7 protein-coding genes are annotated in these 15,582 nt (G+C 40.3%); 4 read left to right on the top strand and 3 right to left on the bottom strand.

Annotated elements, in window-relative coordinates; translation table 11 throughout:
* Window positions 1-5: 5 nt before the first annotated feature.
* Window positions 6-5,939, top strand: a complete 5,934-nt coding sequence (locus PL_RS05430; protein WP_041880061.1) for a non-ribosomal peptide synthetase — start codon at window positions 6-8, stop codon at window positions 5,937-5,939.
* Here PL_RS05430 and PL_RS05425 read toward each other — a convergent pair.
* Window positions 5,936-6,427, bottom strand: a complete 492-nt coding sequence (locus tag PL_RS05425; RefSeq protein WP_041880064.1) for an Lrp/AsnC family transcriptional regulator — start codon at window positions 6,425-6,427, stop codon at window positions 5,936-5,938. The genes PL_RS05430 and PL_RS05425 overlap by 4 nt on opposite strands.
* A 109-nt stretch (window positions 6,428-6,536) precedes the next feature.
* Between PL_RS05425 and PL_RS05420 the strand changes: the two genes are divergently transcribed.
* On the top strand, window positions 6,537-7,673 hold the full coding sequence (locus PL_RS05420; protein ID WP_082035859.1) for a diaminopropionate ammonia-lyase: 1,137 nt from the start codon (window positions 6,537-6,539) through the stop codon (window positions 7,671-7,673).
* A gap of 21 nt (window positions 7,674-7,694) precedes the next feature.
* Window positions 7,695-8,180 (top strand): peptide deformylase, encoded by a 486-nt coding sequence (locus PL_RS05415; protein ID WP_041880067.1) that lies wholly within the window; start codon window positions 7,695-7,697, stop codon window positions 8,178-8,180.
* A gap of 7 nt (window positions 8,181-8,187) precedes the next feature.
* On the opposite strand, the gene PL_RS05410 is transcribed toward PL_RS05415, so the two are convergent.
* Window positions 8,188-9,015: a response regulator transcription factor gene (locus PL_RS05410; protein WP_041880070.1), complete on the bottom strand. Its 828-nt coding sequence runs from the start codon at window positions 9,013-9,015 to the stop codon at window positions 8,188-8,190.
* Window positions 9,000-12,170, bottom strand: a complete 3,171-nt coding sequence (locus PL_RS05405) for a ligand-binding sensor domain-containing protein (RefSeq protein ID WP_160292081.1) — start codon at window positions 12,168-12,170, stop codon at window positions 9,000-9,002. Before PL_RS05405 ends, PL_RS05410 begins: the two co-directional genes overlap by 16 nt.
* Before the next feature lie 210 nt (window positions 12,171-12,380).
* Here PL_RS05405 and PL_RS05400 point away from each other — a divergent pair, with 210 nt between their 5' ends.
* A complete protein-coding gene (locus PL_RS05400; RefSeq protein WP_041880073.1) occupies window positions 12,381-15,566 on the top strand; it encodes a SusC/RagA family TonB-linked outer membrane protein in 3,186 nt (1,061 codons plus the stop codon).
* The last annotated feature ends 16 nt before the right edge of the window (window positions 15,567-15,582 follow it).

Below are 15,582 nucleotides of genomic sequence, written 5' to 3'. Positions count from 1 at the left end.
ACCCTATGAAGTCACAAAATTCAAAATCAGTAGCAGAGCTGATCAAAGGCGAATCTGCAGATAGAAGGCGACAGTTACTAACTGATATTATCCGGAATTTACTGGTAGAGTTTCTGGAACTGGACTCAGTGGAGGACGTTGCTTTAGATCAGGATTTTATTGCTCTGGGTACCAGTTCTACTGAAGCTGTTGCATTCAAGATAAAGCTGGAAGATTTGTTAGCCTGTTCTTTTCGCACTACGCTTTTATTTGATTACCCCTCTCTGGATGTACTGGTTGATTATCTGTTAATTGAAATGGGGCAGAAGGAAGAGATCAGAGATCAGGTACAGGTAAACACTCCGGTAAATTCTGCAACTGAGATTGTTGCTCAGGAAGATCAGCATACCATTGCTATTGTTGCAATGGAAGGTACTTTCTCAGGCATAACGGATAGCGACGCCTTATGGGAACGGGTTTGTTCAGGTAAAATTGCAGAATTTCCTCCTAAAGATAAGGATATCAAACTCACTTATGGGGAGATAGCTGATCCTGAATGGGATACCTTGCTCGATCATCTGGGGATAAGCTCCCTGGAGTATTATACTATGGAAAGATCGCTGCGGTTGTTATATAAAGTGCTGGCCAGAGCAATGAATGATCATGCGATAAGCCTGAAAGAATTATCTGCTCAGATGACCGGCATATTTATAGCTTCCGCTGTAGACCGTTCTGACGATTTTCCTGTAAAGCCTTATCAGATAACATTGTCCAATGCACTTTCTTTTCGCCTGAACTTTCAGGGACCAAGCGAACAGGTAAATACTTTTTGTACGAGTGTATATGTTGCACTGCACAGAGCTGTGCAGAGTATCAGGCTGGCAGAAATTACCCACGCAATAGTAGGAGGCATAAATCTTATTGATGAGAAGACTTTTAAAAGGGCAGCTGCAAGTGGATTATATGATGACTTGTTAAGTCCGGAAAACCAAACCAAAAGCTTTTGTCAGGATGCAGATGGTTTTGTCCGTACAGAAGGTGTCGGTCTGTTTATCCTTAAACCACTGGCACTTGCAAGAAGAGATGGAAATAAAATACTGGCTTTGATCAGGGGAACTGCAGTTCATCATGGAGGCAGTGGTTTTTCAATAGAAGCACCACATGTGAAGGGAATGAAGGTCGCTATGCAAAAATGTATACAGGATTCTGGTATCCATGTAGATACGATTGATTATGTAGAAGCCCATGGTATTGCTAATCCATTAGCAGACGCGCTGGAGCTTGGTGCAATTGATCAGGTGTACCGTTCCTTTTCAAAACTGAAAGACAAAAAATGGAGAGTTAGCAGTGTAAAGCCAAGTATAGGTCATCCTGAAGTTGCGGCTGGCGCAGGTTCTCTATTGAAAGTTATTCAGGCAATGGAACAAGGCATAATTCCTGGTAATGCAGGTTTAACAACTCTGAATCAGGAATTGCCTGATGGTCATTCCCTGATTATCGACCAGTCAGCAGCAGATTGGAAGGCAGCTCAGTTTCCACGAAGAGCTGCCCTGAATAGTTTTGCTATAGGTGGTGTCAATGCGCATATTATCCTGGAACAATATATACCGGATAATTTTACGCGGAAGCAGGAATTACCGGTTAACGGTGATGATATTCCACTCCAGGTTAGTGCATATAATAAACCTCTTGATGCTGTAGTCGAAGATATATTGCGTCAGCATATACTTACTATTTTTCATTTGAACCTGGAGACAATTGACCGGTCGCGCTCCCCGGTATATTATGGCTTTGATTCTATCAAAACAGTCCGGCTGATTCGCAGGATCAATCAAAGTCTGGGTATAACTATTAAATTGGGAGAAGCCCTGTCACTGGAGAGTTTTCAGGACTTTTTTGAGCTGGTAGGAAAAAAATATGAACTCAGGGACAGGAGAAATGAAAGTTCATTCTCAGGGAATAGTTTCCTGGATAAGACATTACAGGGGTATCCTATTTCAGAAGTGCAGAAAGGTTTATGGTATATACAGGAAAGTAATCCTGCTTCGGGTGGATTCAATGTCCCGATAGCATTTAAGATTGAAAAGTCTTTAGATCTGGATTTGCTTCCCCTCGCTTTTAAGTTGGTATTGCAAAAGTATCCCATCTTAACTGCCAATCTGGTTCAGCATCATGCTACAGATGAACTGGTTCATCAGTTTTCATCAGCAGAACAGATTGCTAAGGCTCCGGTAGAAATAGTTTTGAAACCGGGACAAGTAATTACGGAGCTCATGTTTTCCCTGCTCAGACAACCATTTGAACTGAAATCTGAGCCATTGATCAAATGGTACCTGCTCACAGAGGAGAATTCCGGTATTACTTATCTTTATTTTATTATTCACCATATCATAATTGATGGATTTTCGGGAATCCTGTTTATGCAGGTTTTCTGGGAGAACTATCGTCTGCTTTGTGAAGGCAATATACATTTCACAGAATTGCCTGATTACGCTTTTTTTGATTTTGTAAACTGGGAACGCATCTATCTGAACAGTAACCAGGCTATAGAAGATCTGGCCTGGTGGAAGGAAAAACTGGCCGGAATAGGTCAGCCTTCTTCTCTTCCTTACGACTTCAGAAACCAATTGGAGGTAACTGGTGTAGGCTGTGAAAAAATCATACTGAAAGGAGAGCGGCTGGCAAAGCTGAAGGATACAGCCAGAGAATTACAGGTAAATATTTCTACGCTTATACTGGCCGTATTTAATGTACTGTTGTATAAAATTACCGGAGATGAAGATATCCTGGTTAGTACCCCGGTAGGCGGCAGGCCAAAGCAGACCCACGAACAAAGTATAGGATGTTATATTAATCTGATGGTTAGCCGTAATCAGGTTGCGGAAGAAAAAAGTTTTGACGCTTTATTAAAGGAGGTTCGTGATAACTTTAATCAGGGACTTAGTCATGCATTTTATCCTTTTACTCAACTCACTTCCAGCTTAGGTATCAAAATAAATAGCAGCATAGAATCTCCTTTACCGGTATCTTATACTTACCAGAATATATTTGATGAAATCCTGGAAAACAAAGACTTTCAAAATGGTATTCAGCCTTTTTTTGAGGTTTATCAGGAAACGGAAGATCATTATACGCTGGAAGTATATGATTTCAGGAGTTCAATAGAAATACAGATCAAGTATCAGCAAAGTCTGTTTCAGGAAAAGACCATTCAGCGGCATCTGGGTTATCTGAATAAGTTGATAGACGATGTTGTAAAAATGCCTCAGGCTAAGATTAAAGATTATGATATATTGGAATATGCAGAAAAGCATTTGCTGACCGGTAAGTTTCACCATACAGCTATACCTGATCTCTGTATTCATGACATGATTGAAGCACAGGCACGACGTTTTCCGGATCAGGTTGCCTTAATTGACAGTGAGTCCGGGAAAACCATGACTTATCAGTCTTTAGAAGAGCAGAGCACACATATTGCCCGTTTTTTGCAAAACCATGGTGTTAAGCCGGATGTCCTGGTTGCGTTGTCTATGGAACGCTCGTCTGATGCAGTCATCGCCATACTAGGGATATTAAAAGCTGGTGGGGCCTATCTTTTTATAGATCCGCTTTATGAAGAAGATAGAGTCCGTTTCCTGTTAAGAGATGCAGCAATAAACATACTTCTTACACAGGAACAGTTGATGAACAGGTTAATACCGGCAGTAGGCGAAACCTGTGTTTTATGGACGATAAACCAGATACTAAAAACTCCGCCCGCCCCAGGTTCAGTCCTGAAAAAAATGGTACTTCCAGCTCATCTTGCTTATGTTATTTATACTTCCGGAAGTACAGGCAGGCCCAAGGGGGTGATGATTGAACATCATTCGCTGGTCAACCTTTCAATTCACCTGATGCAACAGTTTAAAATTGTTCCTTCAGACAGAATTCTTCAGTTTGCTGCTTTGAGTTTTGACATGTCTGTTGAAGAGATTTTTCCTTATCTGATTGCTGGTGCCGGTGTTGTAATCAGAGCTGAACGCGATATAAATCCTGATAACTTTTATCAGTTGATTCTCAGTAAAAATATCACTATCCTCAATATTCCTCCTTTGTTTTATCCTGTTATAGAAACACTGGATGATGAACAGCAGACGGCTCTGTTCGCTCAGATCAGGCTGATTTCAGTGGGAGGGGAGGCTATGTCTGACAAGACGTGGAGCAAGTTGCAGGCATTGGAAGGTGTACAAACATTTAATGCCTATGGACCTACAGAATACACGGTTAATGCAGCCATTGCTGAAATCCGGGAATGCGGACAACCCGTGATCGGTAAACCCATCGCAAATACGCAGGTATATGTGCTGGGTAAAAACAGAGAACTCCTGCCTGTTGGTGTAAAAGGAGAGCTTTATATAGCCGGGGCGGGACTTACCAGGGGTTATCTTAACAGAGATGAACTTAATGCTGAAAAATTCTTTATTAATCCATATGGTAAAGGTAAAATCTATCGTACAGGTGATCAGGGACGCTGGCTGGAAGATGGAAATCTACAATTCATCAGCCGTATGGATGATCAGGTCAAAATTCGGGGATACAGAGTGGAATCAGGTGAAGTAGAAAATGTATTAGCTGAATATCCGGGGATAAAGAAAACGGTAGTAACCACGAAAAATATATCCGGGGAAAACATACTGATCGCTTTTTATCTCTCTGAAATGGAATATGATCCGGTCGAACTTCGTATCCATCTGTTAAAAAAGATACCGGCATATATGGTTCCGGCAACTTTCACAAAACTGGACAATATACCGCTTACGCCCAACGGTAAAGCTGATCGCAAAGCCCTTGCTGAACTAGCTGTAAACTCTATTGTACGAAAGAATTATGTCGCGCCCGGCACAGCAGCAGAGAGGTCTATGGTGAAAATCTGGGAAGAAGAGCTGGTTATAGGAAATATAGGTGTTCTGGATAACTTTTTTGACCTGGGAGGACATTCTCTGGCAGCGATCAGAATGCTGCTGCGAATTAATAAAACCTGGAAAGCAGCTTTGTCGCTTGGTACTTTTCTAAAGGCAGGGAATATCCGGGAGTTATCAGCCACTATAGAAAGTGCAGGGAGAAGCAATCATAAAGATACCCGGAATAGTCCGGATAAAGGGATGGATTGTAGTGAGCAGAAGAATATTCCTGCAGGAAATCTGATTTCTCTGCGTGAACCGGTTAAAGATTCAGATAACATCCCAATTTTTGTTATTCCGGGTTTGCCTGGACTTTGTGACGGCTATTATGGGCTGGCTAAAAGTCTGTATGGAACAGGACCGGTCTATGGTCTAGAAATGCCGGGCCATCATGGTGAATCACCCTGTCAAGGTATCAGAGAGATGGCAGAACATCATGTTGCACTGGTTAAGCAAATTGTTAAAGCCGGGCCTGTAAAATTTTTCGCCCATAGCTACGGGGGGACAATTCTTTATGAAATGCTCAAAAAGCTGGAATCAGATGAGATCTCTGTTACAGAAATAGTCATGATTGATAGTGGTATATTGACTGATATTAATGGATTACCTATAGACGAGGTTATACTTTTTTGTAACACACTGTTTCAGGAAGCAGATATAAACGAACGAAAGGAGATTCTTCAAAAGATTCAGGAAATTTTAAGAGAAGAACCAGAATCAACATTGGAAAATCGCATTGAACGGTTAATTGCCGAAAAGGGGTTTCATCAGGAAGCACTGATTTTTGCTAAATGCTGGAAAGTTGTGAAAGCTGCTTTATCTGTAAAATACGCCTATCCTTATGGCAGATTACCATACACTTTGAAATTGATCATTGCCGAGAAGAGTAAAAAATGGCTAAATCCTGATTCATGGAGTCCGTATTTTAATAAAGTTGATGTTTGCTATGCAAAGGGAGATCACCTGTCGATAGTTAAACCGCCATTTTGTGGTATTTGGTTAAAGGAAATAGATGATTAAATATTTAATGGGACGGAGAGACCAACTTTAACGCGATCTATGGTCACTAAGGTTTTGAATTTTTTAATATTCGGATCGCTGAAAAAGACCCGCCTTGTAAAGGATTCGTAATCAGACATATCTTTTACGGTGAGTATTAAGACAAAATCAGCTCCTCCGGTGACATAATAACATTGCTGTATCTCTGGTTGCTCACTGAATCTTTTTTTCATGGAGTCAACCTGTTGTAATTTCTCACTTTCCATACTGATTTCAACAATCAGTGTAATTAAACGGCCAACCTTGAGTGGATTGACTGCAGCAATGTTGAACTGAATAGTACCGGCTTCTTCCATCCGCTTAATACGGCGCTGAACGGCTGCTGCTGAAAGATTTACGGCTTCACCGATTATACGCTGCGGAGTTGAATTGTCAGACTGAAGTATTTCAAGGATTTTGAGATCCAGATCGTCTGGATTGAATTGTGATAATGAACTTTTTAAACGCATATAGGACTAAAATCGAGGAAAAATTGCAATTTACCACTAAAAATACAGTAAATAATTCGTGTAAAGCGTAATATTTTTGCGTCAGTAATTTATAAGATGAAATAAGAGAATGATGTTAATACACAATAAACACGAACATTACCGTACAGAAATAGATCTTGCTGATGAAAAATTATTTGGTCAAAAGGCAGAGGAAGATGCGGTTGTATTTTTATCACATCATGACCATTACAATGTTACGCCGTTAATTTCATTGAGTGGTCTGGCAGAAAAACTGCAAATAGGCCGGCTCCTGGTCAAAGATGAAGGGGCCCGTTTAGGGATAGGTAGTTTCAAGGGACTTGGTGGGTACCACGCTGTTATGCGTAAATTTTTAAAAGAAGCAAGCGTAATACTTGGCCGGGAAGTCCGGATCCAGGATATAGCCGATCCTGAAGTCAGGTCTGTCGCCAGTAAGATGGCATTTTGCGCTGCCTCTGCAGGAAATCACGGCCGGGGAGTTGCAGCGGCAGTCCAGATGCTCGGAGCTACAGTATATATCTATCTTCCTGAGCAGACTAAAAGTGAATATGTTGAGGCGATAACGAAGTATGGTGCACTGGTCAGAAAATTCCCGGGAAGTTATGATCAGACTCTTGTGGCAATTAACGCTGATGCTAAAAAAAACGACTGGTTTTTAATATCCGATATTTCGTTTATTGAGAACGACGAAGTTACTTCCTGGGTAATGCAGGGTTATCTCCTCATTTTAAAGGAAGCGTTGGAGCAGTCAGTGCAGGTACCAACGCACATATTTATTCAGGCAGGGGTCGGTGGACTTGCCGGAGCACTTGCAGCTCAGTTACGAATTCGCTATGGAAAAAACTGTCCTTATATTGTTATTGTTGAACCTGTTGGTGCTGCCTGTATCTATGATAGCATCGAAGCAGGAGAATTGAAAAAGATCAGGCATGGTCTGCCAACCGCGATGTCAATGCTGGATTGTCTTCAGCCCTCACTGGCGGCCTGGCGTATTCTAACCAGGACTGGTGATAGTTTTATGAAGATTAATGAAAGTGAAAATAAAGAGGCCCTGGCATTGCTGGGCAAACCATTGGGAAATGATCCTGTTATCAAATCAAGCGAAAGCGGTAGTGCAGGCCTGACCGGATTAGTTAAAGCAATACATCATGAGCAGATGCGTTCAGCTATTGGACTGGATTTAAATTCCTGTGTGCTGGTTATTAATACGGAACAAGCTAATTAATATTTAAATTATAGAAAAGAGATGAAAACATTAAAGGATTTACTGCTGCTGGGGGATCCGCGGTTATATGAAGTTTCCGCGCCGGTATCAGAAACCGAACTTCCATTGGTTCAGGAGTGGGTAGCAGATATGCACAATGTTATGGAAGAGATCAGACATAAATACAACTTTGGAAGAGGTATAGCCGCACCACAATTAGGTATTATGAAAAGATTGATCTATCTGAACATTGACCGGCCGGTAATCATAATCAACCCTGAAATTAGTGAGCAGAGTGAGGATGAGTTTGAATTGTGGGATGACTGTATGAGTTTCCCTAATCTACTGGTCAGAGTAAAAAGACACAGCCAGATCAAAGTTAAATACCTGGATGAGCATTGGCAGCCTCAGGAATGGCTGGTACATAATGACTTATCTGAACTTTTACAGCACGAATATGATCATCTCAATGGTGTTTTATGTACAATGCGGGCTATAGATCAACAATCTTTTAAATGGCGAAGCTGAGTTGCGCTTATAGATTCTTTTTTTGCTTTGCGTGCATACTCGCTGCATAATCGGTCGGGGTCATTCCAAATTGCTTAGAGAAAATTCTACCGAAATGATTTTGGGAGCTATAGCCGACCATTTCTGCTATCTCGTATATTTTAAGAGTACCATCATTGAGTAGTTCTGCTGCCTTTTTCAACCTGGCGAGGTTGATAAGCTCATTAGGGGATAGATTTGAAATGGATTTTATTTTCCGGTAGAGCGTTGGCCTGCTCATATGCATATGATCGGTAAGTAATTCTACATCTAACTGCGGGTTACTGATAGTCTGATCTATGATGACCTGTAGTTTTTTTAAAAATTGCTCATCCGCTTTAGAGTAGGCAAGGCTTTTAATATGGAGGAGCGGAGAACTTGAAAAATAGGCTTTAATTTTATTCCGGTTGGCAATTAAGCTGGAAGCCTGTACCTGTAAGAATTCCGGCGAAAATGGCTTCTCAATGTAGACATCTGCACCGAGTTCTAATCCTTCAATCTTAGATTGTAAAGTGTTTTTGGCAGTAAGGAGGATCACAGGGATATGACTGAATTCTATCCCGGATTTTATTCTTCTGCAAAATTCAAAGCCGTCCATTCTGGGCATCATCACATCGCTGATTACCAGATGGACGATTTCTTTCTCCAGAATGGCGAGGCCTTCAAGACCATCTGATGCGATAAGTACTTTGAATTTTTCGCTCAGGTCATCTGATATAAAGTCGAGAATTTCTTCATGATCATCAACAAGAAGAATAACGGGTTTCTCCCGGATATCATCTGTTGTATGTGGTACGAAGTTTAAATCTTTTTCCATTTTCCTTTTAAATTGAATTCTATCATTTGATGAATAGGGAACACAGCAAGCAGTATATTGTTATCAGTATCACTTTCTTCCAGTTTAAGGGAGCCTTTATGTAGTTCGGTAAGTGATTTTGCAATGGAAAGGCCAATACCTGTTCCCTGCTTCATTTCGGTCTCTTTTACCCTGAAAAAGGGTTCAAAAATCTTATCTTTCAGTTCTGGTGCAATTTTATTTCCATCGTTTAGAATTTGTATTCTGAACTGATCCTGCTGCTCATTTACCGTAAGTATTACTTTTACAGTCTGTTTTCCATACTTGATGGCGTTATCCACCAGATTACTCATTATTTTATAAAATGCCTCCAGGTCTATATAGGCATAAAGTGGTACTGCTGGTAAAATAGTTTCGTATCGGATCTCTTTCTGCTCGGCAGCAAGCAGGAATTGCAAATTTACATCGTGAAGGATCTCAGATATATTTGATTTGACAAAATTTAAAGAAAAACCGTTGATCTCTGTTTTTCTGAAATCCAGAAGTTGATTAGTCAGATTGAGCAAGCGCTCCGTATTGCGATCCATAATTTTAAGATTCTTTTCAAATGCAGGAACTTCTCCTGCAGATCTGATCATTTTCTCCATTGGTCCCTTAATCAGGGTAAGCGGCGTCCTGATTTCATGAGCTACATTCGTAAAGAATCCGATTTTTGCCTGATAGATCTCCTTTTCTTTCTCATGTTCAAAGATTTCCATGCGCCGGTTATTTTTCTGCTGGATTCTTTTGTGATACAGTCTGATTAGCAGTGTAGTTAAACCTATAAATAAAAACGTATATAATAACCAGGCCATGGGGCTTTTCCAAAACGGAGGGAGCACTACAATAACCAGCCTGATGTTATTTTTACTCCATTCTTTACTGCCCTGGATCATAGCTTTAGCTTCAAATATATATTCACCCGGGGAGAGTTTGGTGAAGTATATTTTTCTGTTTGTCTTTAGATATTGCCAATTGTTATAAAGGCCGCTTATCTTATAGGCATATTCAGTTTTTTCCGGCGAAAAATAGCTCAATGCGGCAAAATCAATATTAAAGGAAGACTGATTGTTATTCAGGATAATTTTATCTGTATATAATATGGATTTCTGTAGCACAACAGCATCTTTTTTTGACTGAGTTTGTGTATAGTCAATTTTAAAGCCGGTTAAAAATAAGGGAGCAGTTTTAACTGTGGTATTCAATTGGTCCGGTAGAAAACTGATCAGACCTTTTACACTTCCAAAATACATCCTGCCATTCGTATCTTTATAAGATGAGCTATAATTGAACTGATCGGTAAGCAGACCATCAGTTTTTGTATAAACTTTAACGTTCCTTTTAAGCGGATCAAAGCAAACCAGCCCGCGTGTACTGCTAATCCATAATTTGTATTGGTTATCTTCCAGGATATTAAAAAGAAAATTGGCTGGCATCCCATCTTTTACTGTAAAGGATTTGAAATTGCCTGTTTTTTGATCAAACAGAGATAAACCACCACCATCTGTGGTAATCCACAGGTTCTTTTTACTGTCCTGAAAAATACAGTTTACCGTGTTATTGGGTAGACTACCAGCGTCTTTATTATCATTTCTGTAATTCTTATAACTGGGGCTATCAAGCCTGAAGCTGAAAAGTCCGTCATTGAAACTTCCCGCCCAGATTGTTCCATCCGCATCTTCTTTGAGGTTATTATAGAACAGAAAAGGCAAGCCTGGAACAGGATCGAAGTCGTCTTTTTTGCGGTTGTAGGTATAAATCCCGGATGTAGTTGCAATAATAATCTCACCAGCCCTGGTTTTATACAAACTTAAAATGAAATCCGATCGGAGTAAACTTCCCTTACGCATGTGAAAATGCTTGAAAATCAAACCGGTATTGACGTCCATTACATCCAGGCCGTGTTCAAAAGTACCTATCCAAAGTTTGTCGCCATCCGCAAGAAGGCCATGGATATTGTAATGTGAGATAGTATGTTTATTTCCGTCTGGAAAGTAAGAGACGAATTGAGCACTTCCAGGAGCTAATTTGTTAAGGCCGGCATCTTCGGTTCCGATCCATAAATTGCCTCGCTGATCTTTGCAGATTTCCCTGATATCGTTTCCGCTAATGGAATTTTCCTGCTGAGTTGGGAAGTATTTAGTAAAGATGGAGGATTCGGTAGCATAATAATTCACTCCGCCAAAATAGGTTCCTGCCCACATTCCACCTTCTGTATCACGGCAAAGGGAATAAATTGCATTATCGGATAAGGAATAGGGATCACTGTTTCGTTTTTGCAGGTGGACAAGATTTTTACTTTGATGGTTATAAATATACAATCCCGATTCAGTGCCGATCCAGTACTCCTGATCCTTAGACTTTTTTATCGCCCGGACAAAAATATGGGTTTTGTCTCTATTCATTACAATCAGATCTTTGAGCACCCTGGTTTTAAGATCAAATATTTTGATACCCTGGTTGACAGTCCCAATAATCAGCTGCTGATCATTGGTTTCTTCGATCGCTGAGATCCAGCCTATTTCTACAGGCTTCTTTTTACCGGATAGATTGAGCATCTCAAAAGTCCGGGATGTCTGATTGTATCTGGCAAGATAACCATCTGGACTGCTTACCAGGACTTCACCATTTGAACGGCAATAGATATAGGTTGGTACAAATGACTTACTAAGCTGTACAGCAGAAAACCTTTTTTGAACCAGATTATAAGTATATACTTTACCTGAAGAAAGCATCCAGAGATTATTTGAATGATCAAGTGTAAGTACACCTACACCCATGTTTTTTGTTTCTTTTATCAATGTAAAATAATCGTTCAGGGTATTATAGTGATATAATCCCTGATCAGTACCTATCCACAGACTGGCTGGCTGATCACTAAGCAGGGAATGGATCTTGTCATTACCCAGACTTTTCTGATTTGCCGGATCATGACGATAAGTCTGGAAAGTATAACCATCAAACCTGTTAAGTCCGTCTTTTGTTCCCATCCAGATAAAACCGCTGTGATCCTGAGTAATGCAAAACACACTATTATTGGATAAGGCGTTCTCTACCTGATAATGTTTAAAATAATAGGGTTGTGCCTTCAGGAATGTGGCAGAGAGCAAGAAAAGAAATAAGGTTAGAATTTTCAATTTCAAAGGGTCATTATCTCAAATATATCAATAATTATAAACCCGGAGCAGATAAACCTTCATCGCTGAACAGAACAGAAAATAGAGACAAAATGTAGAATTATTGATACAAACGTGTGCAACAACCAAAAGCTAAAAATTCAATATTTGATTGTGCCCGGATAGAACCACCTGATTATCCCGGTACACCTAACCAAATATTAAATCTTTATGGAAAAAAGTCTACATGCTCATTGCAGAAGTGTGCACTTAAAGCATTATCAGCTTAAAGCTTTTATCTTTTTTATTTCTCTTTTTTTCTCCTTAACCAGTATCGCGCAGCCGGGCAGTATAAGCGGAACAGTAACTGATGATAAAGGACAAACGCTGATCGGTGTCACGGTAAAAGTGAAGAATACAAAAATTGGCGGGATGTCTGATACGAACGGAAAATTTAAGATCACCGTTCCGGATAAGAATGCTGTCCTGGTATTTGCTTACATCGGATATGTCACAGCAGAAATTCCCTTAAACGGGCAAACTAATTTAATTGTTAAACTAAAAGATTATGATAATGACCTTAAGGAAATTGTGGTCACGGGTTACGGTACCCAAAAAAGAGAATCAATTACCGGAGCTATTTCAGCTGTAACCAGTAAAGATATAGAACGGGTACATGGAGGAGCTACAGTAAGTACCGCTCTGGCTGGAAAGATTCCCGGAGTGACCTTCCGGATGACAGACGGCAGGCCGGGAGCAAGTGCCAGTATACAAATCCGTAATATGGGACGGCCCCTTTATGTTATTGATGGAATACAGCAGGATGAGACACAGTTTAACAATATCGCACCTAACGATATTGAAAGTATTTCGGTTCTGAAAGATGCTTCTGCTGCTATCTATGGGGTTCGCGCAGCCAATGGAGTAGTCGTAGTGACCACTAAAAAAGGGACAGCAGGTGAGAGCCGGATAAATATAGATGCTTACCTGGGTTTTCAGAACTGGTCGAGGTTTCCTGATGTTGTGCGTAGTTCTTACGATTATATGCGCTATAAAGCAGATGCTGAATTAAACTCTAATGGGAGCACCAGTATCACTCCGGCTGAACTGGAGAAATATAAAGCCGGAACTGATCCTGCCTACAGGAGTTTTGATTGGAGGGATTATATCCTGAAAAGTAATAATAATGCACCTCAGAATTCCATTAACATGAATTTTACAGGAGGAACTGATAAAATGAGTTATTATGTTTCTGCTACTAATCTGTATCAGAATTCTGTATTAGGGAAAGAATATGAGTTTAAACGAACCAATATCCAGTCTAATATTACAGCTACGGTAGCAAACGGACTTAAAGTTGGTGTAAATATTAACGGAAGAATTGAAAGCCGGGAAAATCCTGGTGTTCCAGGTTTGGATGATTATCTGCTGGCCCGTCTTGCGGTATTGCGAAACAATCCTCTGGAGCGTCCTTATGCAAATGATAATCCAGACTATCTGAATGATATCGGACATACCGAAACCAACTATGCTTTTTTGAATAAAAAACTCTCAGGAACATACCGTAACGACTGGAGGGTTCTGCAAACCAATTTCAATGCAGAATATCAGATTCCAGGGATAAAGGGCCTGGTCGTTAAGGGTGTATATTCTTATTATCTGGCAGATTATGTGCTCAATAACCATGAATATACTTATAATACCTATACCTACAGGCCTGCTACAGGTGCCTACGACATTACCGGTGGTAGTAATAATCCATACAGGGAACGTGAACAGAAAAAAGAGTTTGCCACTACGTTTCAGGGACAGCTGAATTATAACAATACTTTTGGTAAACATACTGTGGGTGCTACGCTGGTTGCGGAACGGATTGACCTGAAACACCAGCGGAATTATATACATTCTTCTCCAATTTCCAATAACTTACCTTTAATTTACTTCCCAACTGCAGACAGATATGATGACAGTGATGATGGCGAAGCGCGTATCGGATATATTGCCAGATTAAATTATAACTACAACAATAAGTATTATCTGGAAGCTTCAGCAAGACGGGATGCCTCTTATTTATTTGCACCTGATAAACGGGTAGGGTATTTTCCCGGCGTTTCTGCCGGATGGAGAATTACAGAAGAAGGCTTTATGAAAAAGCTTTTAGGAGAAAAGAAAGTCCTGAGTGATCTGAAATTCCGTGCTTCTTACGGTATACTCGGAGATGACCGGAACCCAAATGATCCGAATCAGTCTATTGTGCCCCCTTATGCTTATCTGCCGGGATATAACTATAACCAGGGAACGGTAATTCTGGATGGAAATCCTGTAATCGTTTCCAGAGATAAGGGAATTCCTTTAAACAGAATATCCTGGCTGAAGAGCAGGACTTTTGATGCAGGTGCGGACTTCAGTATGTTTGGGAATAAGCTGACCGGGACTATAGATTATTTTTACAGAAAACGTACAGGTTTGCTGGGTGGAAGGAATGATATCATTATCCCTGTTGAACTGGGTTACCGGCTACCTGATGAGAATGTGAACAGTGATGCACAGTACGGACAGGAGGTCTCTTTAAATTATAACAGCAAAATCGGTCAGGTAAATTTTAATATTGGTGGTAATTTCTCCTATACCCGGTCTAAAAACCTGCAATCCTATAATCCTTTATTTTTTAATTCCTGGGATCAGTACCGTAACTCTTCAGAAAACAGGTTTACCAGTATAGACTGGGGTTATGAGGTTACCGGTCAGTTTACTTCTCAGGAACAGATCAATAATTACCGGGTAAATATTGATGGTAAAGGAAACAGGAGCCTTTTACCTGGTGACCTGATCTATAAAGATCAGAATGGAGACGGGAAAATTGATGAGTATGACCAACGGCCAATTGGCTTTGGTTATGGCAGGCAACCCAATATTAATTTTGGTTTAAGCTTTGGAGCAAGCTATAAATCATTTGATTTTCATGCGGATTTTTCTGGTGGAGCTGGCTATACCTGGTTTCAGAATTATGAAACAAGATGGGCCTTTCAGAACAATGGTAACCTGAACAGCATTTTTGAAGACAGATGGCACCGGGCTGATCCATTTGATCTGAATAGTGCATGGATTCCTGGTAAGTATCCTGCAAACCGCTATAATCCTGGGACGGGACACAGTGACTATGGTTCAAACTCTACCTTCTGGCTGCATAGTGTGAGATATCTGCGGGCAAGAACTATAGAATTTGGCTATACCTTATCACCTGCAATGTTGTCCAGAATCAAGATTAAGCGGGCTCGGATTTATGTAAACGGATACAATCTGTTCTCTATTGATAATATGAAACAGTATAACGTTGATCCGGAAATAGCTGATGACAATGGTCTTCAGTTTCCACAGAATAAGGTGATTAACGTCGGACTCAATTTAACCTTTTAATATTTTCATTATATAA

The sequence above is a fragment of the Pedobacter lusitanus genome (assembly GCF_040026395.1).
In the GTDB taxonomy this organism is placed as follows: Bacteria; Bacteroidota; Bacteroidia; order Sphingobacteriales; family Sphingobacteriaceae; genus Pedobacter; species Pedobacter lusitanus.
This window is presented reverse-complemented; position numbering and strand designations above follow the sequence as displayed.

What these genes read in the sequence shown, in the direction of transcription:
- PL_RS05430 (WP_041880061.1), top strand. Translation starts at nt 6, where the DNA reads ATGAAGTCACAAAATTCAAAATCAGTAGCAGAGCTGATCAAAGGCGAA.
- PL_RS05425 (WP_041880064.1), bottom strand. Translation starts at nt 6,427, where the DNA reads ATGCGTTTAAAAAGTTCATTATCACAATTCAATCCAGACGATCTGGAT.
- PL_RS05420 (WP_082035859.1), top strand. Translation starts at nt 6,537, where the DNA reads ATGATGTTAATACACAATAAACACGAACATTACCGTACAGAAATAGAT.
- PL_RS05415 (WP_041880067.1), top strand. Translation starts at nt 7,695, where the DNA reads ATGAAAACATTAAAGGATTTACTGCTGCTGGGGGATCCGCGGTTATAT.
- PL_RS05410 (WP_041880070.1), bottom strand. Translation starts at nt 9,015, where the DNA reads ATGGAAAAAGATTTAAACTTCGTACCACATACAACAGATGATATCCGG.
- PL_RS05400 (WP_041880073.1), top strand. Translation starts at nt 12,381, where the DNA reads ATGGAAAAAAGTCTACATGCTCATTGCAGAAGTGTGCACTTAAAGCAT.